Source organism: Bradyrhizobium sp. Ses1 (assembly GCF_059512365.1).
Genome location: NZ_JCAMOQ010000007.1, coordinates 25,315 through 48,484, shown reverse-complemented (window position 1 = coordinate 48,484; position 23,170 = coordinate 25,315). Strand labels below are relative to the sequence as shown.

The window sequence follows — 23,170 nt, the reverse complement described above, 5'->3', positions numbered from 1 at the left end:
TGCATGGGAAGGAACGGGAAAGATCTGCTGCCTGTGACCGTGCTGAGCGGATTTCTTGGCGCAGGCAAGACAACGCTGCTCGATCACCTCTTGATGAACCGCGACGGTCTTCGGGTCGCGGTCATCGTCAACGACATGAGTCAACTCAACATCGATGCAAGTCTGATCCGCAATGGCGGCGCCGACCTGTCGCACACGACGGAGAGCCTCGTGGAGCTCAGCAATGGCTGCATCTGCTGCACGCTCCGCGACGACCTACTGCAGGAGGTCAGGCGACTGGCCGAACAACGGCGCTTCGATTATCTGCTGATCGAAGGAACCGGAATCGCCGAGCCGCTTCCGATCGCGGCGACGTTCTGCTTTCGCGACGAGAGCGGCGTCTCGCTTTCCGATGTCGCGCGGCTCGACACGATGGTTACGGTCGTGGATGCGACGAGCATGCTCGCCGATTATGGCAGCCGCCAACTGCTGCGCGAGCGCGGCGAGATGCGCGACAGAAACGACCAGCGCACGCTTATCGACCTCCTGGTTGAGCAGATCGAGTTTTCCGATGTCGTGGTGATCAACAAGATCTCGGAAGTGGCGGAGACGACACGCGCCTCGCTCCGGAAGATCATCGCTGCACTTAATCCGGATGCGCGCCAGATCGAAGCCGATTTCGGCAAGATTCCTCCCAAGGCACTGCTCGGCACCGGTCTCTTCAATGAAGCGAAAGCTGCGACCCATCCGCTCTGGCACAAGGAGCTGTACAACCCTGACTCGCACGTGCCGGAGACCGAGGAGTATGGAATATCAAGCTTCGTGTACCGAGCTAGGCGCCCGTTCGATCCCGTCAGCTTCCGATCTTTTCTCGACCAACCCTGGCCGGGCGTTATTCGCGCCAAAGGCCATTTCTGGCTTGCCACCCGTCCGGATTGGGTAGGTGTTCTATCCGTCGCCGGGATCCAGCGTCGGTGCGAGCCGATGGGTTTCTGGTGGGCAACCGTTCCGAAGCCGGCATGGCCCAGCCATCAGCAATTTCAGGAGCAGATCAAGTGCCATTGGGATGGCGACTGGGGCGATCGTCGCCAGGAACTCGTCTTCATCGGCTCAGGCATGGACGAGGCGCAGATCCGCGCCTCGCTCGATGCCTGCCTCATCCCTTGCGAAAATGGGTTCGATCCTGACGGCTGGCGCAGCCTCGACGACCCCTTTCCACCCTGGAATGCTCCCCAACATGAGACGCACGCGGGTGCTTGACGGAGGCGTACAGCCGATCCGCAGGCATCGCTGTCGCGGCGAAGGACGCAAAACAAGTCAACCATGAAATTGCGCGCCACTCACTCGACTTTCCACTTGTGAGCACCCAAGTTCCGATCGGGAACGGACGGTTCTCGCAAGGTCAAGAGCATAGGGTGTTGTTGTGATGCGCCGCATCGTTGTTACAGGAATGGGATTGGTGTCGCCGCTCGGTTGCGGCGTCGAGCTCGCATGGTCGCGGCTGTCAGCCGGGCGATCGGGGCTTCGCGCCTTGCCGGCATGGGCGGCCGCGCTGCCGGCGCGCGTCGCCGGGATCGTGCCGACCAAGGCCGATGATCCCGAAGGCGGCTTCGATCCCGATCTCGGGGCGCCACCCAAGGACCAGCGCAAGATGGACCGTTTCATTCTGTTCGCGCTGGTCGCGGCGGCCGAGGCGATTGCGCAGGCCGCGTGGACGCCCGCGGATGCCCATGCGATGGACCGGACAGCGACCGTCATCGCATCGGGCATCGGCGGATTTCCGGCGATCGTCGAAGCCGTGCGCACCACCGATCAGCGCGGCGTTCGCCGCTTGTCGCCGTTCACCGTGCCGTCGTTCCTCGCCAATCTTGCGGCCGGCCACGTCTCGATCCGCCATGGCTTCAAGGGCCCGATCGGAGCGCCCGTCACCGCCTGCGCCGCGAGCGTGCAGGCGATCGGCGATGCCGCACGCCTGATCCGGTCGGGAGAGGCCGATGTCGCCCTGTGCGGCGGCGCGGAAGCCTGCATCGATCTCGTCAGCCTCGGCGGCTTTGCCGCCGCGCGGGCGCTGTCGACCGATTTCAACGAAACGCCTGAGCGCGCATCCCGTCCGTTCGACCGCGACCGCGACGGCTTCGTGATGGGCGAAGGCGCAGGCATGCTCGTCATCGAGGAACTCGATCATGCGCTGCAGCGCGGCGCCAGGCCCATTGCCGAAATCATCGGCTATGGCACGACCGCGGATGCCCATCACATCACCGCAGGCCCCGAGGACGGCAACGGCGCTCGCCGCGCGATGGAACTCGCGCTGCGTCAGGCGCGACTTGAGCCCGGCCAGGTGCAGCATCTCAACGCGCACTCGACCTCTACTCCGGCCGGCGATCACTCCGAGATCGAAGCCATCAAGTCGGTATTCGGTCGCGAGGGCAAGATCGCGGTGAGCGCAACCAAATCCGCGACGGGGCATCTGCTCGGCGCGGCCGGCGGCTTGGAGGCGATCTTCACCGTTCTCGCATTGCGCGATCAGGTAGCGCCGCCAACCCTCAATCTGGAAAACCCTGATGATGCTGCAGCGGGCATTGACCTCGTCGCCAGAGAAGCCAGGCCGATGGCCATGGAGCACGCGATCTCGAACGGGTTCGGCTTCGGCGGCGTCAACGCCAGCATCATCCTGCGACGCTGGACGTGACCATGTTGCGGAGCGAGGCACCCGCCATTGCTCCGCTCACCCGTCCTAGATCTTGTTTGAGCATGATCTCCGCGCAAACGCTTCGCGTTTGTCGCGAGGGAAAACCGGTTTCCACTTTTCCGGATCATGCTCTAGACCGCCGGCGGATTGCGATCGATGAAGGTCGAGCGTTGGTGCCAATAGGGATAAGGCAGCGTCACCTTGCTGGCTTCGTCGAGCTTGGCGACCTGCTCCTTGGTCAACGACCATCCGATCGCGCCGAGATTCTCGCGCAGTTGCGTTTCGTTGCGCGCACCGATGATCAGCGTGGCGACGGTCGGTCGCTGCAACAGCCAGTTCAGCGCGATCTGCGATACGCTCTTGCCGGTTTCCTTGGCGATCTCGTCGATCGCATCCACGACGCGATAGAGGTGCTCATCCGGCACCGGCGGTCCGAAGGAAGACGTCTGCGGCAACCGGCTGACATCAGGACGCGGCTGGTTGCGCCGGATCTTGCCGGTGAGGCGGCCCCAGCCGAGCGGCGACCACACCACCGCGCCGAGGCCCTGGTCGAGGCAGAGCGGCATCAACTCCCACTCATAGTCACGCCCGATCAACGAATAGTAGGTCTGGTTGGCGACGTAGCGCGGGAAGCCGTATTTGTCGGCGACCGCAAGCGCCTTCATGAGGTGCCAGCCGGAGAAGTTCGAGACCCCGACATAGCGGATCTTGCCGGCACGCACGAGCACGTCGAGCGTTGCGAGCACTTCCTCGGGCGGCGTGAACGCATCGAAGCCGTGCAACTGGAACAGGTCGATATAATCAGTGCCCAGCCGGCTCAGCGAGCTATCGACCGCCGCAAGCAGATGCTGACGGGAGGAACCGATATCGTTCGGTCCTTCGCCGAAGCGGAAGCTGGCCTTGGTCGAGATCAGCAGCTTGTCGCGCCGACCCTTGATCGCCTGGCCGAGCACGCGTTCGGATTCGCCCATCGAATAGACATCTGCGGTATCGAACATCGACACGCCGGCATCGAGGCAGATGTCGACCAGCCGCCGCGCTTCGGTCGCGTCGGTATTCCCCCACGCTGCCAGCCGACCGACGCCGCCGAAGGTGCCGGTCCCGAAGCTGAGCGCGGGCACGCTGAACCCTGACTTTCCCAGGCGTCGGTATTCCATCTGTGTTCTCCGCATCGTGCATGCCCAGCCAAGGGCGCCGCAGGATCGTATTCAAATCCGGAACCGCTGCAAGCGCACATCCGGAATGACGTGGCGGAGTGAAAGTGACTTGACACTCTATTGCACCGCGATCCGCACCATAATATTATGATCCAAATATAACTGGAGGGCACGGCCATGCCGGAGGATCGAACCGAGGTTGAAACCGGCACCGCCGAATTGCTGTGCCATATCGACGGGCGCGTCGCCATCCTGACGCTGAACCGCCCTGAGGCGCGCAACGCGCTGTCGGACAATCTCACCCCGGCCTTGCGCCGCATGATCAAGAGCCTGGGCGACGATCCGAAGATTGGCGCCCTCCTGATCACGGGCGCGGGCACTGCCTTTTGCGCCGGCGGCGACGTCAAGGGCATGGGCAGCGGCATCGCCCGGCCAGAACGGACGCTGGAGGAGCGTGTCGCCATTCTCCAGGAAAGGCAGCGCACGCTCACCGGCGTGCTGGTGGCGGTCCGCAAACCAACCGTCGCTGCCCTTCCCGGCCCGGCTGCGGGTGCAGGCCTTGCGATCGCACTCGCCTGCGACATCCGGATCGCGGCCGAATCCGCCATCATGGCGACCGGCTATGCCCGCATCGGCCTGTCCGGTGACTACGGTGTTGCCTGGCTGCTGACGCGGCTGGCGGGAACGGCCCGCGCGCGCGAATTGATGTTCCTCTCGGAGCGTCTCGACGCCAGGCGCTGCGAAGCGTTCGGACTGGTCAACCGCGTCGTGCCTGACGATCAGCTCCGATCGGCCGCACTGGAGCTGGCAAGGCAGCTCGCCGATGGCCCGCCGATCGCGCTTGGTTACATCAAGGACAATCTCGACCACGCCCTCACGTCGGACCTTCTGACCTCGATGGATTTGGAAGCCGAGCATATGGTCCGCGCGGCACGCACGACCGACCACAACGAAGCCGTACGCGCATTCGTTGAGAAGCGCAGGCCGGTGTTTCACGGGCAGTAAATATCGTCTCGGGCGCGTGTGAGAAAGAACCGCCCTGGTCATTCCGGGGCGCGCGTAGCGCGAGCCCGGAATCCATCGGACTGCAAGCGCTGTCGCTGAAATGGATTCCGGGTTCGCCACTTTCGTGGCGGCCCGGAATGACGAAGGTGTTTGTGGCGACAAGCGTTCCACTTGCGGGAAAAAGCCGAGAGATCACTCCGAATTCGCGTCCAGGATCGCGCCGAACGGCTCCCAATTGGTGCCGCTCCAGCGCTGCATCTGCAGTTGCGTCCAGACCATATTGTTGCTCTCTGACGTATTGGCCTTGATGCCAGGAGATGCCGTCGGAACCACGAAGTCTTTCAGCGATTTCGCCTGCTTGATGATGTTCTTGCGCGATAGGTCATTGCCGCACTGCTTCAGGATCTGCTCCAGGATCATGCCCTGCATGTAGCCGGTGAGGTAGCTGGTGTTCTGGATGTCGGCGCCGGGCAGATATTTTTCGAAGAACGCGCGATAGGCCTTCATGCCCTCGTCATTGTCCCACCTTGCATCCGTCGGGTCCTTGTTGATGGTGCCGACGATGACGCCCTTCGAATTCTCAAGTCCGGCCGGCTTCAACGTGCCTCCGATCGAGCTCGACGGGAAATTGAGGATCACGGTTGCCTTCCAGCCGATCTCGGTCGCCTTGCGGATCGCCTGCGCTGCGAATTTCGGCGTGCCCGCGACGAAGAAGCCTTCCGCACCGGAGCTCTTGAGATTGACCACCTGGGAATCGATCGTCGGTTCCGTCACTTCATAGGCTGCGGTGACGACGCGCTTGTCGAAATCGCCCTTCAGGATCGACTTGAACGCGGCGACATAGTCTTTGCCGAGGTCGTCGTTCTGGAACAGGATCGCGTATTTCTTGCCCGGCAGCGTCTGCTCGAGGAATTTCGCGTAGATGCGGCCCTCGGTCTGGTAGCTGACGAGCCCCGTCGTCGTCAGCGGAAACTCGGCGACATCGGTGAACTTGCTCGAGCCGCTGACGATCGCAATCGAAGGAACACCCTTCGCCTTCAAATATTTCGCCGTCGCTGAATTGCCGGGGGTGCCGAGCTGGCTGAAGATGAACGCGACTTCGTCGCTCTCGACGAGCTTGCGGGCATGCTCGACCGCCTTCGGCGGACTGTAGGCATCGTCCATCGCGATATAGTTGATCTTGCGCCCGTTGATGCCGCCGCGATCGTTGATCATCTGGACATAGCCGAGTACGCCGCGCCCGACGAGACCGATCGACGACGCCGGACCGCTGAACGGAAAGATCCCGCCGATCTTGATCTCGCTTGCGCTGACGCCCGGCTCATCGGCCGCATTCGCCGGCATTGCGAGCAGCGATGCCGCAACGCACGCCACCGCCATACTCAATTTCACCTTCATGGTTACCCTCCCTCCAAAGCCCGTCACGCGCAGGCCAATCATTTAAGAAAAATGCAGGCAGCCGCCCGCAGTCTGGTTCGCCTGCTCGGGCGAACCAGCCAACATCTCGGAACCTCAAAGAGCTCTCAGGCGACCGCGCGCGCCGGCACCTTCGCCACAACACCGTCAAGGAAGCCGGTGAGCCGTTGCCGGATGATCTGCTCGGCTTCGGTCATGACGCGGTCGATCAGTTCCTGCACGGTCGGAATGTCATTGATCAATCCGACCACCATGCCGCAGCTCCAGGCGCCGGCATCCATTTCGCCGTCGACCATCACCTTGGGATAGACGCCCGCGACCTGATCGAGAATGTCCTCGATCTTCAGCCCCCTGCCCTTCTCGCGTTCGATCTCGACCAGGCGGTCGACGCCCTTGTTCTTCAACACGCGCTCGGTGTTGCGCAGCGCGCGCATCACCAGACGGGTGTCGAGCTCGGTGGCTTCCACCAGCGCCCGCTTCACATTCTCATGCACCGGCGCCTCCTTGGTCGCGACGAAGCGCGTACCCATGTTGATGCCATCGGCGCCCATCGCGAGCGACGCGACGAGGCTGCGGCCGTCAGCCATGCCGCCGGAAGCCACGAACGGAATCTTCAATTCATCCGCCGCGCGCGGCAGCAGGATCATGTTCGGGATATCGTCCTCACCGGGGTGACCGCCGCACTCGAAGCCATCGACGCTGACCGCATCGCAGCCGATCTTCTCGGCTTTCAGCGAATGGCGGACGGACGTGCATTTGTGGATCACCTTGATGCCGGCGGCCTTCAGCGCCGGCATGTACTGCTCGGGGCTGCGGCCCGCAGTCTCGACGATCTTGACCCCGCCCTCGCGGATCGCGGCAATATATTCCGGATAAGGCGGCCCGGTGAAGCTCGGCAGGAAGGTCAGATTGACGCCGAACGGCTTGTTGGTCATGTCGCGGCAACGCGCGATTTCCTTGGCGAGCAATTCCGGCGCCTTCTGCGTCAACCCGGTGATGATGCCAAGACCGCCGGCGTTCGACACCGCCGCGGCAAGCTCGGCAAAGCCGACATAGTGCATGCCGCCCTGGATGATCGGATGCTGGATGCCGAACAATTCAGTGATCGCTGTCTTCAAGACGTTTCTCCGCTTTCCCGATCAGTTGACGATTTCAAACAGGCCCGCGGCGCCCATGCCGCCACCGATGCACATGGTCACCACGCCGTATTTCGCCTTGCGCCGCCGCCCCTCGATCAGGATATGGCCGGTCAGCCGCGCGCCGGTCATGCCGTAGGGGTGGCCAATCGCGATCGAGCCGCCATTGACGTTGAGTTTTTCAGGGTCGATGCCGAGCTTGTCGCGGCAATAGATCACCTGCACCGCATAGGCCTCATTGAGCTCCCAGAGATCGATGTCGTCGATATTCAAATTGTGCCGCTTGAGCAGCCGCGGGATCGCGGCAACCGGACCGACGCCCATCTCGTCCGGCTCGACGCCGGCGGCGACGAAGCCTCGGAAGATGCCGAGCGGCTTCAGTCCCTTCTGCGCGGCGACCTTGTCGCTCATGATCACGCAGGCGGATGCGCCATCGGAGAGCTGGCTGGCATTGCCGGCGCTGATCGTCTTGCCCTCGAACACCGGCTTGATCTTTGCGAGCCCTTCGGCCGTCGTGTCCGGCCGCGGCCCCTCGTCCTTCGTCAGCGTCACCTCCTTATAGGTGATCTCCTTGGTATCCTTGTCGACAACCGCCATCCTGGTCGTGATCGGCACGATCTCGTCGTTGAAGCGGCCGCCCTGCAAGGCAGCGCCGACGCGGCGCTGGCACTCGAGCGAATATTCATCCTGCTGCTCGCGCCCTATCCCGTAGCGCTCGGCGACGACCTCGGCCGTCTCCAGCATCGACATGTACATGTCGGGCTTCATCGCCATCAGCTCATCGTCGACAGCGTGGAACCTGTTCATGTGCTCGTTCTGCACCAGGCTGATCGACTCGATGCCGCCGCCGATCGCAACCTCGACGCCGTCCAGCATCACCGAGCGCGCCGCGACTGCAATCGCCTGCAGGCCGGAGGCGCATTGCCGGTCGATCGTGGTACCGGCGACGGTGACCGGCAAGCCAGCGCGGATCGCGCCCTTGCGCGCAACGTTCATCACCATGGTGCCCTGCTGCATCGCGCAGCCCATCACCACGTCCTCGACCTCGCCGGGCTCGATTCCGGCGCGCCGGACCGCTTCGGCCATCACATGGCCGGCCATGGTCGGCCCTTCCGTGTTGTTGAGCACGCCGCGATAGGCCTTGCCGACGCCTGTACGCGCGGTCGATACGATCACTGCATCTCGCATGTGCTTTCCTCTTCTCCTCAGGCGGCCTTGTCGAGCTGCGCATAGCGCAGGACATGAAAGGCGGGGTCGCCGAACTGGATGTTGATGGATGAGATCCGCTTGAAGTAATGGCCGACATTGAGCTCGTCAGTCATGCCCATGCCGCCGTGAAGCTGCACCGCCTGGTCGGCGACGAATTTCGCCGCATAGCCGATCTTCGACTTGGCGCCGGACGCAAGCCGCGAGCGTCCGGCGTCCTTTGATGCAAGGCCGAGATTGAGATGCTGCATCAGGGAGAGCGCCTCCTGATGCGCAATGAACATATCGACCATCCGGTGCTGTAGCACCTGGAACGAGCCGAGCGTCGCGCCAAACTGCTTTCGCGTCTTGCTGTACTCGAGCGTCGCCGCATTCAGTTCTCCCATCGCGCCGACGGTCTCCGCGCAGAGCGCGCCGATGGCCCTGTCACGGCAGGTCTCGAGCGCAGCAACGCCCTCGCCTTCTCGCCCGAGCATCTGGCTCGCCGGCACCAAGACGTTCATCAGTGCAACCTCGGCCGCACGCCGGCCATCGATAGTCCTAAAGCCCTGCAGATGAAGGTTCGGCGAATGGCGATCGACAACGAACAGACTGACGCCGTTGCGATCACCCCGCTCGCCCGACGTGCGGGCGGAGACGATCAGGCTGTCAGCCCAGGGCGCAGCCACGACCGCCGCCTTGGTACCGCTGAGCACGTAGCTGCCGCCCTCACGGCGCGCGGTGGTGGAAACATGGGCGAGATCGTAACGCGAGCGGCCTTCCGACCAGGCCAGTGCCCAGACATTCTCTCCGGACATGATGTCAGGGAGATACGTGGCCTGCTGAGCCGCTGAGCCAAAATCTTCGATCAGGCCGCCGGCAAGAACGACGGTTTCGAAGAACGGCTCGACCAGAAGGTGTCGGCCAAATTCCTGCATGATGATCATGGTGGCCAGCGGCCCGCCGCCGAGTCCGCCAACCTCCTCGGAGAACGGCGCGGCAAGCAAGCCGAGTTCGGCGAAGGACGACCAATGCTTGCGGCTCCAGCCCTCCTCGCTCGCGACGATCTTGCGGCGCGCGTCGAAATCGTACTGATCGCGCAACAGACGCTGCACGCTCGATCGCAACAGCTCCTGCTCTTCCGTGAACTGGATGTCCATTCCGATGCCTCCCGTCGCCCTATAGTCCGAGCACCGCTTTGGCGATGATGTTGCGCTGGATCTCGTTGGAGCCGCCGTAGATCGAGAGCTTGCGCGAGTTGAGATATTTTTCCGATACGGTGTGTCCGTAGTCCGGCCCCGGCATGAAATGATTGGCGCTCACCGGATGCTCGCGGATCGCGAGTCCGTAATTGCCGATCGCGCGGTGCGTCAGTTCGGTGATGGCCTGGAAAATCTCGGTGCCCCTGATCTTGAACAGCGACGCCGCCGGGCCGGGATCGATGCCGCGCGCCATTTGCGCGACGATACGAAGCTCGGTCGCCTCCAGCGCCAGCACATCGAGCTCGATGCGGGCGATGTCCCTGACGAATTCGAGATGGGCCGGATCGTCTTCGGGAATTTCCGCTTTGACGATCTTCTTGAGTCGCTCGATGTACCGCGTCGAGCGGCCGATGCCGGCCATGCTGGTGCGCTCATTGCCGAGCAGGAATTTGGCGTAGGTCCAGCCCTTGTTCTCTTCCCCGATCAGATTGGCGATGGGCACGCGGACGTTTTCTAGAAAAACGTCGTTCACCTCATGGCTGCCGTCGATCGTGATGATCGGGCGCACGGTGACGCCCGGCGACTTCATGTCGATCAAAAGGAACGAGATGCCGGATTGCGGCTTCGCGTTCTGGTCGGTACGCACCAGGCAGAAGATCCAATCGGCATGCTGAGCGAGCGTGGTCCAGGTCTTATGGCCGTTGACGATATAGTGGTCGCCGTCGCGCACCGCCTTGGTGCGCACGGAGGCAAGATCGGAGCCCGAGCCCGGCTCCGAATAGCCCTGGCACCACCAATCCTCACCGGACAGGATGCGCGGCAGGAACCGCTTCTTCTGCGCCTCATTGCCGAAGGTGTAGATCACAGGACCGACCATGGTGACGCTGAACGCGAGCGGCGGCAGCGTGCCGGCGCGCGTGGTCTCCTGCTCGAAGATGAAGCGCTTGGTGATCGACCAGCCGGGGCCGCCATATTCTTTGGGCCAAAGCGGCGCGATCCAGCCCTTCTTGTAGAGGATGCGGTGCCAGAGCAGCATCTGGTCCTTGGTGAGGTCGGTGTCCGGATTGGGGACGCGCATCTCCGCCGGATAGTTTTCCGCAACGAAGGTTCGTACCTCGTCGCGAAATGCGGCTTCTTCAGGAGAAAGCACCAGCTCCATCGGACAGCGCTCCTACCAAATTCCGCCGAGATAGACGGATCTGCGTTCCATGGCGTGCGACGCGGAGCCTGCGACTTCGTCAATGCCAAGTGTCCCTGCCAAACTCGTCACCTCAGACCTCCCGACATATATCGAGCCGCTCGCGAGGCGACTTCATCACTCCCTACATCTAACGTTCTTTTTTAGAACTCGTCAATTGCAATTCTTTGCGAGCTGTGGCTCGCGGACAGGCGACACGACAATAGCTGCTCAAATATCGGTGCGATGTCGAATATTTCCATTTACATCGCACGCGACGCTTTCTAATAATTCGGTACCAAATAAGAACTATATGGGAGAACAGGATGACGGAACGCCGCGGGGTCGCGATATTGGTTGGTGCCGGCGACGCGATCGGGGCCGCTGTCGCGCGGCGTTTCGCAAACGGCGGCTACACCGTCTGCATCTGTCGCCGCGACGCCGCCAAATCGCAGGAGCTGGTCGACGAATTGAAGGCCGCCGGCCACGAGGTCCATGCGCTCAGCGTTGACGCAAGGCAGGAAGCGGAAGTCCAGGATCTGTTCGCCCGCGTCGAGAAAGAGATCGGCCCGATCGAGATCTGCCTCTTCAACGCCGGCTCGAACGTCAACAAGCCGTTGCTCGAGACCACCGAAAAGCTGTTCTTCAAGGCCTGGGAGCTGGCCTGCTATGCCGGATTCCTGGTCGGCCGCGAGGCGGCGCGCTATATGGTGCCGCGCGGCCGTGGCACCATCTTTTTCACCGGCGCGACGGCGAGCATCCGCGGCGGCACCGGCTTTGCCGCGTTCTCATCGGCGAAATTCGCACTACGCGGGGTCGCGCAGGCGATGGCGCGCGAACTCGGTCCGAAAAACATCCATGTCGTGCACCTCATCATCGATGCCGGTGTCGACAGCCCGGCCATCCATGAGCGCATGAAGGCCCGCGGCATCGAGGCGAGCGCAATCCCACAGGACAGCCTGACCAAGACGTCGTCGATCGCGGAAGCCTATTGGTTCGCGCATCAGCAGATGCGGGACGGCTGGACCCACGAACTCGATCTGCGCCCCTCGGTGGAGAAATGGTGAGATGGCCGCGCCGGAGCTGACCCTCTGGGGCGTGGGCACGAGCCGGACGATCAGGCCGCACTGGGCCATGCATGAGCTTGGCCTCTCCTATAAGACGCGGCCGATTGGTCCCCGCACCGGCGAGACCAAGACGACGGAATATACTTCGCTCAATCCGCGGCAGAAGATTCCGCTGCTGCAGGACGGCGATTTCTGTATCGGCGAGAGTGCAGCGATCGTCGCCTATCTGTCGCGAACTTATTCGACGCCCGAGCGTGCGCTGATTCCGGAGAGCCAGCGCGATTACGCCGCCTGGCTCGAATGGTGCTTCTTCATCGTTGCCGAGCTCGATGCGACCAGCCTATACGTCATGCGCCGCCACAGCGGCAATGCGCTGGGCCACATCTATGGGGTCGCGCCCGATGTCGTGGCGCAGGCGGCGGAGTATTTCCGCCAGCAATCGCGCCACGTCGAGGTCGCGCTCGCTGACGGCCGCCAATTCCTGATGGGCGATCGTTTCACCAGCGCCGATATCCTGCTCACCACTTGCCTGGATTGGGCAATCGCCTACGGCGTCGGCATCTGCGACCACGCCCATCCCTATCTCGAGCGCATCCATCAGCGGGACGCGTATCAGCGCGGCCAGGCCGCAAACAAGCCGCTTGCCCCGGTCACACCGCCCGCGCCGAGGGCGTGAGCAGCCAAGAATTGTAGGGTGGAATTGTAGGGTGGGCAAAGCGCAGCGTGCCCACCATCCACGTTCGGTGCAAGCAAGGTGGGCACGCTTCGCTTTGCCCACCCTACAGCTCCGCGACAGCGCTTACACCGCCACCCGCACGGCCTTTTCGCTCACCATCCGATCGATCGCCGCGTCGTCATAGCCGAGCTCGCGCAACACTTCGCGCGAATGCTCGCCGACGCGGGGTGCCGGTCCGCCAATCGACGCCTCGTTGACTTCGAAACGCGCCGCTGGCTTGGGCTGCCGCACGCGCCCGACCTTGGGCTGGTCGAATTCGGTGATGATGTCGCGCGCCACCACCTGCTCGTTATGGATGATCTCGGCGCGGCGCAGGATCGGCGCGCAGGGAACATCGGCGGCATCGAGCCGCTCCAGCCATTCGGCCGTGGTGTGCTGCGCGATATATTCGGCCATCTTGTTGATGCGCGCCGTCGCATTCACCGATCGCGCGGAAGGCGTCGCAAAGCGCGGATCCTTGGCGAGCTCGGGATCGCCGGTGGCGCGGCAAAAGCCCTGCCATTCGGAATCCGAGATCGTGCCGGCAGTGATGTAGCCGTCGCTGGTCTTGAACACGAGATCCGGCCGGTCATTCGGATCGGCGGCGGTCTCTTCGGCGCCGACCACCGTGTATTGCATCATGCCTTCCGGCCACAGATACGAGATCATCGCATCCAGCATCGCGACCCGGATGTGATCGCCCTGCCCTGTCTTCTCGCGGGCATAGAGCGCGGCCGCCACCGCCTGCGCCGTCATCACCGCCGTGGTCTTGTCGCAGACGATGGTGCGGATCATCTGCGGACGGTTCGTAATGGGCTGCGACTGGATGTCGGCGAATCCAGACAATCCCTGGATGATCGGATCGTACACCCGCTTCTTCACGTAGGGACCGGTCTCGCCGACCCCGCTGATCGAGACATAGATCAAGCGCGGATGGCGCTGGCGGAGTTCATCCGCGCCGAGGCCGAGCCGCTCCATGGTGCCGGGCCGAAAATTCTGCACCAGCACGTCGGCCCGCGCGACGAGCTTGGCCAGCACCTCGCGGCCGGCCTCGCTCTTGACGTCGATCGCGAGCGAGCGCTTGCCGCGGTTGGAGGAAATGAACAGCGCCGAGAACTCGCCGGACTTGTCTATGGTGGCGCGGCTGCGGCGGGTGATGTCGCCGCCAACAGGCTCGATCTTGAGAACGTCGGCGCCCTGGTCGGCGAGGAACATGGTCGCGAACGGCCCCGACACCACGCCGGTCAGATCCAATACGCGTACGCCATTGAGAGGGCCCGGCATCACGTTCTCCTTATTTGTTCGGCAATCTCCGGCCGCCGCGACCAGGCGCTCACGCGCTCTTGGCCAACTGCCTTGTCTGCTCGACGATGGATTCCTCGACGTCGCGAAGCTGGTCCTTGCCGAAGAACATCTCCTTGCCGACGAAGAAGGTCGGCGAACCGAACGCGCCGCGGTTGACCGCGTCTGCCGTCAGGTCGATCAGCCGCTTCTTGACGTCGTCCTGCTGCGCCCGTGCGATCAGCCTGTCGGCGTCCAGGCCGGAAGATTTGAGCGCGGCGCGAACCACTTCGACGTCATCCATCTTCTTCGGCTCCTCCCACATGTGATGGAAGGCCGCACGGATATAGGGCTCGAATACGCCTTCGAATTGCGCAGCGACCGCGCCACGCATCAGCATCAGGGTGATGACCGGGAAGAACGGGTTCGATCGATAGGTCGTGATGTTGTGGCGGCGGATGAAGCGCTCGGTCTCCAGCGCCATGTATTCCGGCTTGTTCTTGATGCCGCGCAGTGAATTCGCCGGCGACATGTTGCCGGTCGCCTTGAAAATTCCGCCGAGCAGGACCGGCACATAATCGAACTTCACGCCGGTGCGCTGTTCGATCGAAGGAATCACGAGTTCCGCCAGATAAGCGTTCGGGCTGCCGAAATCGAAATGGAATTCAACCTTCAAGGGATTTCCCACCGGCCTCTCCTCGCGGGCATCCGTTATTCTCCGCCTGCCACGCGCAGGCGATCTGCAGCCATGCCCTGGCTAGTCCTCGTCATACAGTTCCAAAAATGAACTGTCAATTCTCGAGACCGTCCAATATGCTGCTGCGACCGAAGCTCGAAGCATTGTGCAGCGGAGCCGGCCTCTCAGGGAGCGCCCCTCGTGATCACGACCCTCGACCACACCAGCGTCCTGGTTCACGATCTCGACACCGGCATTGCCGCTTATCGCGAGGTGCTCGCGAGGGAGCCGGCGTTTCGCGCCAGAACTGATGGCGTCGAAAGCGCGTTCTTCGTTTTGGACAACGCCACCTTTCGGGTCGCGGCACCCAACGGCGAAGGCGCGTTCGGTGCGCGCGCCCGCGCCGTCCTTGCCGAGAGCGGCGAAGGCCTGTGGTGTCTGGACTTTGCGGTCGACGACATCGAAAAGAGTTATCGGCGATTGAAACATATCTCGCTGCAGCCGGACGATGTCGCCGACATCACCTGGAGCGATTTTGCGACCGACACGATGCTGTCCTGGAAGCGGAACGGCTTGCCGGCCGAACAATCACATGGCGTACCGATCCGCTTCAGCAAGCTTCTATCCGAAGCGCCCCGCTCCACAGCGACAGCGCCGGCTACCGTTCGCAGGATGGACCTGGTGGTGGTTGCGACCGACGAGCCGGAGCGCGCGATAGCGCTCTACGGCGCGCGTCTCGGGTTGGAGCTGATCTTCGACCGCGCCGACGCAAAGAGCAAAAGCCGATTGATGCAATTTGCCTGCGGCGACATGTTGATCGAAGTTGTCCACCGTCCGGCCGAAGGCGACGCGCGCAAGGCGGACCGCCTCTGGGGCATCGCCTGGTCGGTCGACGATGCCGACGCGGCCCGTGAGCGGCTGCTGCGCGCCGGCCGCAACGTGTCCGATGTCAAGGCCGGTGCCAACCCGGGAACGCGGGTGTTCACCCTCCGCGACGGCACGTGCAACGTCCCCACCCTGTTCGTGCAGCATCTTTCGTAAGAGCCGTAGGCCAGAGCCTTCCAGCGCTCACGTCATTTCAACACTTCGCAAACCGTCTGTTGTTCGATGCCCGCCGGCCTCGGATATCGCGCCGAGACGTTGTTCCACCATGCATCGAGCGTATCGCGGTCGCAGCGGAGGCGGACGCTCATGCCGTCGGCGAACTTGATCCAATGGGCAAAGCGGTGACTGGGCACCGCGATCACGACCGGGATATCCGCGCTCAGCGCACGCTCGACCAGATAGCAAAGGCCCTTGCCCTCGCATTCCTGCCGGCCGAAGCGGTTGACGATCAGCACGTCGGCGCCGCGATCGATCGCCGCCGCGATCCGCTGGCCCGCATCGAGCAACTGGCCGACGTCAAGCCGGCAGCCGGCCGAGCAACTGCCGAGGTCCTGGAATAGCTGCAGCTCCTCGCCGGTATGGACCAGCATGGCGGATAGGCCGGCATCGAGGCAGTGATGGCCGAGCTGCACAATCCCGACCGCGCGATATCCGGCTCTGTTCAGGCTGGCGGCGAAATCGCGCAGGATCTCGTCGGGATCCTGATGCTGCTCATACACGAGCGCAGCAAGATCGCATTGGGAGTCGAACATGGCGGGCCTCATCTCCATTTGCGACGGGCCCCCGGTCCGGGCTCCGTTATATCCGTCACCATATCACGTCTCAGCGGTTTCCGGCCATACCCGTGACGCGGCGCGGCAGGGTCAAAAAAGACGGGCTGGACGCCCGGGATCGCATCGATATATCTTGATGGATATAACGTATATTTGTTCGGAGCTATGATGCAGATCGACACCCAGGCCCTGACGACGTGCGAAGTCGCCGCTGATGGCGCCGTTTCGCTTGGCTTCGTCGATTCCGCCGGTAATCCCGCGACCCTGCGGCTTTCGCTCAACCAGGTCGGCACGCTCGTGATGACCCTGCCGGGATTGCTCGACAAGGCGCTGCAGCGCCGCTACGGCGACGGCAGCCTCCGCTACGCTTATCCGCTGGATTCCTGGATGGTCGAGCAATCGAGCGATCCGAGCGTGCGCATGGTGACGCTGCGGACGGTGGATGGGTTCAGCGTCTGCTTCTCGGTTCTGCGCGAGCAGCAGAACTCCTTGGGAGAGGCGATCGCGGCCGAACCGCAGCAAGGCGTGACGCTGCGCGCGAACTGACGGCGGCATCACGCCTTGCGGGCGATATCGGTCTGCAAGGCCGCCAGTTCCTTGCGCACCGCGCTCGCCGCATCGCGCTCGATCTTGCGATAGCGCGCGACCAGGGAGAGGCCGAACGGCGTCAACATTGCGCCGCCGCCATTCTTGCCGCCGGTCTGCCGCTCGACTGCCGGATGCCGGCAGATCCGGTTGATCTCGTCGACCAGGTCCCACGCCCGCTTGTAGGACATCTCCATGGCGCGGCCGGCTGCCGAAATCGACCCGCAATCGCGGATATGCTCAAGCAACTGGATCTTGCCGGGCCCGATCCGCTCGTCGCTATCGAGATCGATGCGAACGCTCAAATGTGGAAGCGATTTGGCGCCCAGTTTTGACATGCAGAATCCGTTGGTTGCGTCTGCCCCCTAGAATGCCATTGAAGCTTTTCACGGACAAGACGAGCGCCGGCCGATAGCGCCACGATTGACGTCGGCCGGCGCCGTCTCTTCTAACCTAGACTAGAGCAAGTCGCTCAACTGTTACTTTAACGGAACGGGCGTGATCGCGAATGGACCGGGATCTTTCCCCTTATTGGGACCGATGAGGTAGGACAGCTTGCCCTCGGCGATCCATCCGGTGTTGCCGACCTGGGTCACCGAAACGGGCTCGGCAAGACCGTCCTTGATGACATCGACCTTGGCCTCATCGCCCGTCACCGTGACCTTGTCGAGCCGGCCTGCGCCTTCGACCAGCAGGAAGTCGCCGCCGAACGCGCGCATGGCGTCCGCGTGATCCAGCGGACGGGACGGCTTCAACTCGGTGATCTCCCCCGCCTTGCCGTCCTTGACCGCGATCTTGAACAGTTTGGCGGGAATAAAGGTCGTGACGTAGAGATGGCCGTCCGATCCGACCGCGATGCCGTCGAGCCCGACCCCGTCCTTGGCCGGCGCCAGCAGCGGATCGGTCGCCCACACGTCGAGCGCCGTGCCGCCCGGCTTCAGGCTGTAGATATACGGCGCGAAGGAGTCGGTGACGTAAGCGGTTCCGTCACCGCCGATCGCGATGTCGTTGCAAAGCGATTTCGGATCCTTGAGCTGAAAGCTCGCCTTCGGGGCGCCAGTGGCAAGATCGAAGGTTTTCAGCCAGGCGCCCTTGGTCTCGCTGGGACCGGCAACGCCCGAGCCGCTGAGGTCATTGGAGCAGACATACAAGGTACGGCTCTTTTCATCGGCGAGGACACCGAGCACCGACCGGCTGCCGGCCGCGCCGGGCGAGATGAACTGCTCCGTTTTTCCGCCGGGTGCGGCCTTTATCACGCCGCCCAGGTTGAAGCTCCCGACATAGAGCGTGCCGTCACTGGTGGCCGTCACACTCTCCGGATGACTCTTGTCGGGAAGGCCGACCGGCGTGTCGGCCCGCGCCGTGCCGAGCATGAGCAATATCAACCCGGCCGCGCCGAGCGCCAATGCATTACGGTTCTTGAGCAAGTCTCCCTGTCGCAGCGAGCACAGGGCAACGCTGTCATTCTGTTTCATGTTTTGGTTCCTGATGGACGTGGGGTGGACGAGGCAATGCCTCGAACGAACGATCATCGATCGATGATCGTTCACTGCGCGTCCTGCAGGACCGGAACTCCGTAGCTCTTCCGGCCCGGCTGTTCGCCCTCGATGTATAGCGCAACATACAACGATGCGAAAGCCGCCGCTGTCGTACGGATCGCCTCGGCGATCTCGCTTTATCGCGCTTCAGGCGTCATTTGCGATTGAGAGCCTCGATGCCCGCCTGGCAGACGACGGCGTCCTGCACGCCTGCTCCTCCGCTGCATCCAATGGCGCCGATGACCTTGCCTTCGCTGATGATTGGCATGCCACCTGGCGAAGCGACCAGCGTTGGATCGAGCGTCATCACGTAGGGATGGCCGGTCTCCGTCAGATCGAACATGCCCTTGGTGTCGCGCCGAAAGCGCGCGGCGGTGCGCGCCTTGTTCTGGGCGATGGTTGGCGATGCCAACATGGTATCGTCCATTTTCACGAAATAGGTCAGGTCGCCCGATGGCGATACGACCGCGATGGCCATCTTCCACCCCCGCTTGGATGCTTCCGCAAACGCGGCTTCCACCGCTTGTCGGGCAAGATCGAGCGAGATCGGCGTCCCATAGGGAATGTCGGCGGGCATCTTCTCGGGCACGCCGGGCGGGAGCGGTTGCTGTGCCGATGCCGCTCCTGCGGTGAGCGCCGCCACACAGGCGATGATCCAAGTTGCAAAACCATGACGGAAGCCGAAAGGAACAAAAGCAAACAGCCGTAACGCCGGGAAACGCAAATAAATCATGATAAAACCCCAGTTGTGGCCGCAAGATCAAAGCACAACTTGAGGCTGATCCTCAAGTTTCCGAACGATTTGTCCTGCCGCCGGCGATCCGGGCGCGTCCTTTCAACGCCGATATCGTGATGCTAGTTTCGACCGCGGCAGGGAGCACCTGCTTCCTGCTTCATTCCGGACAGGAGGACGACATGCCTGAGAGCGTCTACAAGGTCATCGAACTGATCGGCACCAGCAACGAATCCTGGGAAAAGGCCGCGGCCAACGCGGTCAGCCAAGCGGCAAAATCGCTCCGAGATCTTCGCGTCGCAGAGGTTGTCAAACTCGATCTGCAACTGGACGCCAAGGGGCAAGTCGAGGCCTACCGCGCCAAGCTCAACGTATCCTTCAAGTTCGAGGGCTCCTGACATTTTCGCAACCTCGCCCCGCTCGCGGGGCGAGGTTGAACTCGATCGCAGTCCGCTTCCACGCTGATCTCGATTCGAGATTTCGGAGTATCCAGTATCCCCCTCTTTTCGCTCAAGAAATCCGCTGCGCCAATTTGATGGTTTTCAACCGATAGCGATAACCATTTGATTACCGTGCACTGCAAACGAGCTGCGCCTCCACCATTTGGGTAACGATCGGTGACGTATAAGGCACCGATCCCATCTCGGCCCGGCGTCATGCTTCTCGACCAGTTTTCGATCCTCGTCGCCATCGGCTTCTCGGGCGCCTCCCTTGGACTGACGCTCTGCATGATGTGGGTCGTCGGAAGATCCGAGACCCACCTGCTAAGCTGGTCCATCGGCCTTGCCTTTATCGTCGCCGGAGTGGCGTTCTTTGGCACTGTCATTCAAAGATACGACGCCAATCTGCTGCTCGTGTCCTTCGTGCTGCTGGTGTGCGGCTTCGGACTGCTCCACGCGGGCTCGGCCAAATTCTGCTCAAGTCGGTTCAATTGGTTCACCGTATTCGCCGTGGTCGGTCTTGGCATTCTGTCCACATCGGCCGCATTCGCGTTTGGCTATTCCGGCACCGGGACGATCGCTGCAAATGTCGTGATCGGCATGCTGCTGCTTATGACCGCTTTCCAGTACTGGACGGCGCGCGCCGAATCCCCGCTCCTGATGTCCGCCAATGCGACGCTCTATCTGATCGCCTCAGCATCGTTCGTCGCGTGTGGCTATGCCCTCGCCGAGCAAGGCCAGTTCGTCCTGACCGCTCGTCCATCCAATTGGGCCGAAGACATCAATTCCATCGTCGTGATCGCGGGCTTGACCGGCATCGGCACATTATCGCTCACCCTCAATCAGGCGCGGATCGCGAACCGGCATAAGTCGGAAGCCATGACCGACGCCCTGACCGGACTCTTAAATCGCCGCGCGCTGTTTGACGGTCCGCCCGCCCAGGTCCCGGTTGGCACCGCCGTCGTCGCCATGGATCTGGACCACTTCAAGACCATCAACGATCGTTTCGGACACGATTCCGGCGACCGGACGTTGAAGGCCTTTGCCGAAATCATCACCGCAAATATCCGTTCAGACGACCTGGCCGCGCGAATAGGCGGCGAAGAATTCTGCATCGTGATGCTGAACTCGAGTCCAAGGGCCTCGGCAGCCGTTGCCGAGCGCATCAGAGCGCAGATCGAGGCGATGTCCGTCCCTACTCCTTTGGGCCCCATCCAGACGACCGTAAGCGGTGGAATTGCCTACGCCACCGGATCGGAGACGATCCAGTCGCTACTGATCCGCGCCGACGAAGCCCTCTATGAAGCGAAGACCTCCGGCCGCAATCGCGTGAAACTCTCGAAGTTCGGGTTGGCTGCTTAGGCGCCACCATCGCGGGCTCATACTCAAATAATGAGCGGACGCTTGAGGCAAACTCAACCTCATCGGCACGCGCCGGAATTCGTGATCGTACGACCGCGCCGACCTCGCGCGGGATTGAAACGATGTGACAGAGTATTCCTTTAATCGGTCGATCGCTTCTCCATCTCCACAGAGAATCCAACGCTCTTGGCTTTTCGTATCCGATGGAGAAATTGAGTGAGCAAGTCTGGACTTCTCCCGGCGGCACTGATCGCCGCAGCCATGTTCGCAACTCCCGCTCTGGCTCGCGAAAATCATATGAGCTCGCGGCACCTCACGGAGAACGCCGACGCAAATGCCACGATCGGCGCGGGTTATAGTGACTGGCGCCTTTGCTACGGCAACCTTGCTGGCGATTTGCATCGTGAACTCTGCGGTTACGAGGGCCGCGATATGTGGGGACAATGGGGCGGCTACTACGGGCCCATGGTTCACGTGCCTTGACGTGTTCGGCGTACGGGATGGATCGCCGCGCGGTAAGCTCGGCGCAAGAATTATTTCCTGAATACCTGCTTTGACGGGGCGTCGAACCTGGCTACGGGCCGATCCATCTGCCAGAGCTCCACATCGTGGCTGTCGACAAGACGCTCGGCGGATTTGATGGCTGAATCATCATCGACACAATCGATCCGAACCACTCCAATCGACCGGCCGTGCAGTCCAACAATGTATGCATGATAGACCGTCATCTTGGCCTCCAGGCAGCGTGAACGCCGCGCGGGTGAATTTGCTGGTCCTGACCCTCAGAGTGGACAATCATCTTCTGTCCCTGTCGCCACGGCTAGACCGAACGCTTGCCCGGAAGGTGAATGGCAAGGCGTGTAAATTCCATGGGGACTGCTTTGTCCTCTTATAAAGGCCGCATAGTGCCGTCCGGCTCAGATCGGCCTTCCTGACCACGGGTCAGATCATACGCGCGACGATCGGAATCCTTCGCAGCAGGATGGTCGCGCCCCAACTGACGAAGAGTGTGCCGAGGAAGACGATCGCGAATTTGGCAAACACCGGCAGCGGCGGATCGTAGACGAGATACTGCAGCCAGATCAGCGGAACGAAATGCACGAGATAGATGCCGTAGGCCGAAGGCTGGATCGCATCGAGGAACCGAAACCGTGATTGCGCAAAGTGCAGGAACAGCGCGGGCACCGTGAAAGTCATTGCCGCGTTGAACATCGCAAAGGCCAGTCCATAGGCTATCTGCCACCATAGCGGCGGCGAACGGAAATCCGGCAGCACGCTGTGATGGACATAGACCAGGAGCAGGATGACGCCATAGAATGCGAGCGCACACGTGAGCCACAGCATCCAGCGCTTCGCTACCTCGCCGCTTTCCGCCAGCAGCCCGCCTCTCAGGCTGATGGCACCGACCGCAACGCCGGTGAAGAAGTAGCCGGTGTACAGCAGGATGCGGCTGGTCTGGATCGGCAGCGGATAGTGGCCGGGCACGAACCACGCGGAATCGCCGAACTCCAGGTGCAGCGGCAGATAGACGACGATCGAGAAGATAAGGAACGCAGCGAAGGCCGCCATCGGCCGCTGACGAAAGCCATCGACCAATCGCCCGAGCGCCGGGATCGCGCCGGGCGCCGCGGCCCAAAGCAACGCGGCGATCGCGTCCAGCGCAAGCAGCACCCACAGGAACCAGGCCGACCCCGATGACCACGGGCCGACGGTGACCATATGCCAATAGAACTGCGGGAAACTGAGCTCCGTTACATGGTAGCGGTAATAAGCGATCGGCATCAGCACAAAGATCGATACCAGATACGGAATACCCAGCCGACAGGCACGGCTACCGAGGAAGTTCGCCGGCCCCCTCCGCGCCAGGCTGTCGTGAACGAACAGGCCCGAGATGAAGAACATGCAGGCCATGAAGAAACTGTCGTTGAACAGCGCGATCAGGTCGAAGCCGATCCATCGCATCCGGTCGCCGCCGATACCGAAATAGGTGTAGTTGATTACGCCGTGATACAGCACCACCAGGAAGGTGATGAAGGTGCGCGCACGGTCGAGCGGAACGATGCGTGTCCTGGTCGTCCCGGCCAGCTCGGTGGCATGGGATTTCTTGAGCATCGGCCCCTGCGTGTCGCAATGACGCTGCGTCGCTGCCGCAGCATATCACGGCAGCGA

The 23,170-nt window shown here is 62.3% G+C and carries 24 protein-coding genes; 10 read left to right on the top strand and 14 right to left on the bottom strand.

Features of this window, described 5'->3' with window-relative positions:
- Positions 1-3: 3 nt before the first annotated feature.
- Together AC5ZG5_RS11240 and fabF are read left to right on the top strand one after the other, a co-directional pair.
- A complete protein-coding gene (locus AC5ZG5_RS11240) occupies positions 4-1,239 on the top strand; it encodes a GTP-binding protein (RefSeq protein WP_456641880.1) in 1,236 nt (411 codons plus the stop codon).
- 166 nt (positions 1,240-1,405) lie between these two features.
- Positions 1,406-2,668, top strand: coding sequence for a beta-ketoacyl-ACP synthase II (fabF, locus tag AC5ZG5_RS11235; RefSeq protein WP_456641879.1), 1,263 nt, complete (start codon positions 1,406-1,408; stop codon positions 2,666-2,668).
- A gap of 131 nt (positions 2,669-2,799) precedes the next feature.
- Here fabF and AC5ZG5_RS11230 read toward each other — a convergent pair whose 3' ends face one another.
- Positions 2,800-3,825 (bottom strand): aldo/keto reductase, encoded by a 1,026-nt coding sequence (locus AC5ZG5_RS11230; protein WP_456641878.1) that lies wholly within the window; start codon positions 3,823-3,825, stop codon positions 2,800-2,802.
- 177 nt (positions 3,826-4,002) lie between these two features.
- Between AC5ZG5_RS11230 and AC5ZG5_RS11225 the strand changes: the two genes are divergently transcribed.
- Positions 4,003-4,830 carry an enoyl-CoA hydratase-related protein gene (locus tag AC5ZG5_RS11225; protein WP_130230029.1) on the top strand — a complete coding sequence of 276 codons (828 nt, stop codon included), beginning with the start codon at positions 4,003-4,005 and terminating at the stop codon, positions 4,828-4,830.
- Positions 4,831-5,022: 192 nt separating this feature from the next.
- Here the strand turns inward: AC5ZG5_RS11225 and AC5ZG5_RS11220 are convergent, their stop codons facing one another.
- The 5 genes from AC5ZG5_RS11220 to AC5ZG5_RS11200 form a co-directional block, all read right to left on the bottom strand.
- The gene (locus AC5ZG5_RS11220) at positions 5,023-6,228 is read right to left on the bottom strand and encodes an ABC transporter substrate-binding protein (RefSeq protein ID WP_456641877.1); all 1,206 of its coding nucleotides are present in this window, start codon (positions 6,226-6,228) and stop codon (positions 5,023-5,025) included.
- Positions 6,229-6,353: 125 nt separating this feature from the next.
- A complete protein-coding gene (locus AC5ZG5_RS11215; protein ID WP_456641876.1) occupies positions 6,354-7,364 on the bottom strand; it encodes an NAD(P)H-dependent flavin oxidoreductase in 1,011 nt (336 codons plus the stop codon).
- A 21-nt stretch (positions 7,365-7,385) separates the two neighbouring features.
- A complete protein-coding gene (locus AC5ZG5_RS11210; RefSeq protein ID WP_456641875.1) occupies positions 7,386-8,570 on the bottom strand; it encodes an acetyl-CoA C-acyltransferase in 1,185 nt (394 codons plus the stop codon).
- A gap of 17 nt (positions 8,571-8,587) precedes the next feature.
- The gene (locus AC5ZG5_RS11205; RefSeq protein WP_456641874.1) at positions 8,588-9,727 is read right to left on the bottom strand and encodes an acyl-CoA dehydrogenase family protein; all 1,140 of its coding nucleotides are present in this window, start codon (positions 9,725-9,727) and stop codon (positions 8,588-8,590) included.
- A gap of 19 nt (positions 9,728-9,746) precedes the next feature.
- Positions 9,747-10,928 carry an acyl-CoA dehydrogenase family protein gene (locus AC5ZG5_RS11200; RefSeq protein ID WP_456641873.1) on the bottom strand — a complete coding sequence of 394 codons (1,182 nt, stop codon included), beginning with the start codon at positions 10,926-10,928 and terminating at the stop codon, positions 9,747-9,749.
- A gap of 344 nt (positions 10,929-11,272) precedes the next feature.
- On the opposite strand from AC5ZG5_RS11200, the gene AC5ZG5_RS11195 reads away from it, so the two are divergent.
- Positions 11,273-12,013, top strand: coding sequence for an SDR family NAD(P)-dependent oxidoreductase (locus AC5ZG5_RS11195; protein ID WP_456641872.1), 741 nt, complete (start codon positions 11,273-11,275; stop codon positions 12,011-12,013).
- Position 12,014: 1 nt separating this feature from the next.
- Entirely contained in the window at positions 12,015-12,689 is a 675-nt protein-coding gene (locus AC5ZG5_RS11190) for a glutathione S-transferase family protein (protein WP_028169051.1), read from the top strand.
- Positions 12,690-12,812: 123 nt separating this feature from the next.
- On the opposite strand, the gene AC5ZG5_RS11185 is transcribed toward AC5ZG5_RS11190, so the two are convergent.
- Both AC5ZG5_RS11185 and AC5ZG5_RS11180 read right to left on the bottom strand, forming a co-directional pair.
- Positions 12,813-14,012: a CaiB/BaiF CoA transferase family protein gene (locus tag AC5ZG5_RS11185; protein WP_456641871.1), complete on the bottom strand. Its 1,200-nt coding sequence runs from the start codon at positions 14,010-14,012 to the stop codon at positions 12,813-12,815.
- A gap of 49 nt (positions 14,013-14,061) precedes the next feature.
- Complete coding sequence (locus AC5ZG5_RS11180; protein WP_456641870.1) at positions 14,062-14,685, bottom strand: 2-hydroxychromene-2-carboxylate isomerase; 624 nt, start codon at positions 14,683-14,685, stop codon at positions 14,062-14,064.
- 201 nt (positions 14,686-14,886) lie between these two features.
- On the opposite strand from AC5ZG5_RS11180, the gene AC5ZG5_RS11175 reads away from it, so the two are divergent.
- Entirely contained in the window at positions 14,887-15,726 is an 840-nt protein-coding gene (locus AC5ZG5_RS11175) for a VOC family protein (protein ID WP_456641869.1), read from the top strand.
- Between the two features lie 32 nt (positions 15,727-15,758).
- Here AC5ZG5_RS11175 and AC5ZG5_RS11170 read toward each other — a convergent pair whose 3' ends face one another.
- The gene (locus AC5ZG5_RS11170) at positions 15,759-16,322 is read right to left on the bottom strand and encodes a DUF2478 domain-containing protein (protein WP_456641868.1); all 564 of its coding nucleotides are present in this window, start codon (positions 16,320-16,322) and stop codon (positions 15,759-15,761) included.
- Between the two features lie 189 nt (positions 16,323-16,511).
- Here AC5ZG5_RS11170 and AC5ZG5_RS11165 point away from each other — a divergent pair, with 189 nt between their 5' ends.
- Positions 16,512-16,889, top strand: a complete 378-nt coding sequence (locus tag AC5ZG5_RS11165) for a hypothetical protein (protein ID WP_208820475.1) — start codon at positions 16,512-16,514, stop codon at positions 16,887-16,889.
- 8 nt (positions 16,890-16,897) lie between these two features.
- On the opposite strand, the gene AC5ZG5_RS11160 is transcribed toward AC5ZG5_RS11165, so the two are convergent.
- The 3 genes from AC5ZG5_RS11160 to AC5ZG5_RS11150 all read right to left on the bottom strand — a co-directional run bounded on the left by AC5ZG5_RS11160 (position 16,898) and on the right by AC5ZG5_RS11150 (position 19,199).
- Complete coding sequence (locus AC5ZG5_RS11160; RefSeq protein WP_028168618.1) at positions 16,898-17,266, bottom strand: winged helix-turn-helix domain-containing protein; 369 nt, start codon at positions 17,264-17,266, stop codon at positions 16,898-16,900.
- Between the two features lie 141 nt (positions 17,267-17,407).
- On the bottom strand, positions 17,408-18,403 hold the full coding sequence (locus AC5ZG5_RS11155; RefSeq protein WP_456641867.1) for an SMP-30/gluconolactonase/LRE family protein: 996 nt from the start codon (positions 18,401-18,403) through the stop codon (positions 17,408-17,410).
- A gap of 217 nt (positions 18,404-18,620) precedes the next feature.
- On the bottom strand, positions 18,621-19,199 hold the full coding sequence (locus tag AC5ZG5_RS11150) for a GlcG/HbpS family heme-binding protein (RefSeq protein WP_130228521.1): 579 nt from the start codon (positions 19,197-19,199) through the stop codon (positions 18,621-18,623).
- A 182-nt stretch (positions 19,200-19,381) separates the two neighbouring features.
- Here AC5ZG5_RS11150 and AC5ZG5_RS11145 point away from each other — a divergent pair, with 182 nt between their 5' ends.
- The 3 genes from AC5ZG5_RS11145 (at position 19,382) to AC5ZG5_RS11135 (ending at position 21,484) form a co-directional block, all read left to right on the top strand.
- Positions 19,382-19,597, top strand: a complete 216-nt coding sequence (locus AC5ZG5_RS11145) for a dodecin family protein (protein WP_028168620.1) — start codon at positions 19,382-19,384, stop codon at positions 19,595-19,597.
- 219 nt (positions 19,598-19,816) lie between these two features.
- Positions 19,817-21,001, top strand: coding sequence for a GGDEF domain-containing protein (locus AC5ZG5_RS11140; protein WP_456641866.1), 1,185 nt, complete (start codon positions 19,817-19,819; stop codon positions 20,999-21,001).
- A 216-nt stretch (positions 21,002-21,217) separates the two neighbouring features.
- Positions 21,218-21,484, top strand: coding sequence for a hypothetical protein (locus tag AC5ZG5_RS11135; RefSeq protein ID WP_456641865.1), 267 nt, complete (start codon positions 21,218-21,220; stop codon positions 21,482-21,484).
- Between the two features lie 50 nt (positions 21,485-21,534).
- Here the strand turns inward: AC5ZG5_RS11135 and AC5ZG5_RS11130 are convergent, their stop codons facing one another.
- Together AC5ZG5_RS11130 and AC5ZG5_RS11125 are read right to left on the bottom strand one after the other, a co-directional pair.
- Entirely contained in the window at positions 21,535-21,729 is a 195-nt protein-coding gene (locus AC5ZG5_RS11130) for a hypothetical protein (protein WP_027577817.1), read from the bottom strand.
- Between the two features lie 214 nt (positions 21,730-21,943).
- On the bottom strand, positions 21,944-23,113 hold the full coding sequence (locus AC5ZG5_RS11125) for an acyltransferase family protein (protein WP_456641864.1): 1,170 nt from the start codon (positions 23,111-23,113) through the stop codon (positions 21,944-21,946).
- Between the last annotated feature and the right edge of the window lie 57 nt (positions 23,114-23,170).

Bases quoted from the DNA above. Each gene is read 5' to 3' on its own strand.
- AC5ZG5_RS11240 (WP_456641880.1), top strand. From the start codon at position 4: ATGGGAAGGAACGGGAAAGATCTGCTGCCTGTGACCGTGCTGAGCGGA.
- fabF (WP_456641879.1), top strand. From the start codon at position 1,406: ATGCGCCGCATCGTTGTTACAGGAATGGGATTGGTGTCGCCGCTCGGT.
- AC5ZG5_RS11230 (WP_456641878.1), bottom strand. From the start codon at position 3,825: ATGGAATACCGACGCCTGGGAAAGTCAGGGTTCAGCGTGCCCGCGCTC.
- AC5ZG5_RS11225 (WP_130230029.1), top strand. From the start codon at position 4,003: ATGCCGGAGGATCGAACCGAGGTTGAAACCGGCACCGCCGAATTGCTG.
- AC5ZG5_RS11220 (WP_456641877.1), bottom strand. From the start codon at position 6,228: ATGAAGGTGAAATTGAGTATGGCGGTGGCGTGCGTTGCGGCATCGCTG.
- AC5ZG5_RS11210 (WP_456641875.1), bottom strand. From the start codon at position 8,570: ATGCGAGATGCAGTGATCGTATCGACCGCGCGTACAGGCGTCGGCAAG.
- AC5ZG5_RS11205 (WP_456641874.1), bottom strand. From the start codon at position 9,727: ATGGACATCCAGTTCACGGAAGAGCAGGAGCTGTTGCGATCGAGCGTG.
- AC5ZG5_RS11200 (WP_456641873.1), bottom strand. From the start codon at position 10,928: ATGGAGCTGGTGCTTTCTCCTGAAGAAGCCGCATTTCGCGACGAGGTA.
- AC5ZG5_RS11195 (WP_456641872.1), top strand. From the start codon at position 11,273: ATGACGGAACGCCGCGGGGTCGCGATATTGGTTGGTGCCGGCGACGCG.
- AC5ZG5_RS11190 (WP_028169051.1), top strand. From the start codon at position 12,015: ATGGCCGCGCCGGAGCTGACCCTCTGGGGCGTGGGCACGAGCCGGACG.
- AC5ZG5_RS11185 (WP_456641871.1), bottom strand. From the start codon at position 14,012: ATGCCGGGCCCTCTCAATGGCGTACGCGTATTGGATCTGACCGGCGTG.
- AC5ZG5_RS11170 (WP_456641868.1), bottom strand. From the start codon at position 16,322: ATGTTCGACTCCCAATGCGATCTTGCTGCGCTCGTGTATGAGCAGCAT.
- AC5ZG5_RS11165 (WP_208820475.1), top strand. From the start codon at position 16,512: ATGCAGATCGACACCCAGGCCCTGACGACGTGCGAAGTCGCCGCTGAT.
- AC5ZG5_RS11160 (WP_028168618.1), bottom strand. From the start codon at position 17,266: ATGTCAAAACTGGGCGCCAAATCGCTTCCACATTTGAGCGTTCGCATC.
- AC5ZG5_RS11155 (WP_456641867.1), bottom strand. From the start codon at position 18,403: ATGAAACAGAATGACAGCGTTGCCCTGTGCTCGCTGCGACAGGGAGAC.
- AC5ZG5_RS11150 (WP_130228521.1), bottom strand. From the start codon at position 19,199: ATGATTTATTTGCGTTTCCCGGCGTTACGGCTGTTTGCTTTTGTTCCT.
- AC5ZG5_RS11145 (WP_028168620.1), top strand. From the start codon at position 19,382: ATGCCTGAGAGCGTCTACAAGGTCATCGAACTGATCGGCACCAGCAAC.
- AC5ZG5_RS11130 (WP_027577817.1), bottom strand. From the start codon at position 21,729: ATGACGGTCTATCATGCATACATTGTTGGACTGCACGGCCGGTCGATT.
- AC5ZG5_RS11125 (WP_456641864.1), bottom strand. From the start codon at position 23,113: ATGCTCAAGAAATCCCATGCCACCGAGCTGGCCGGGACGACCAGGACA.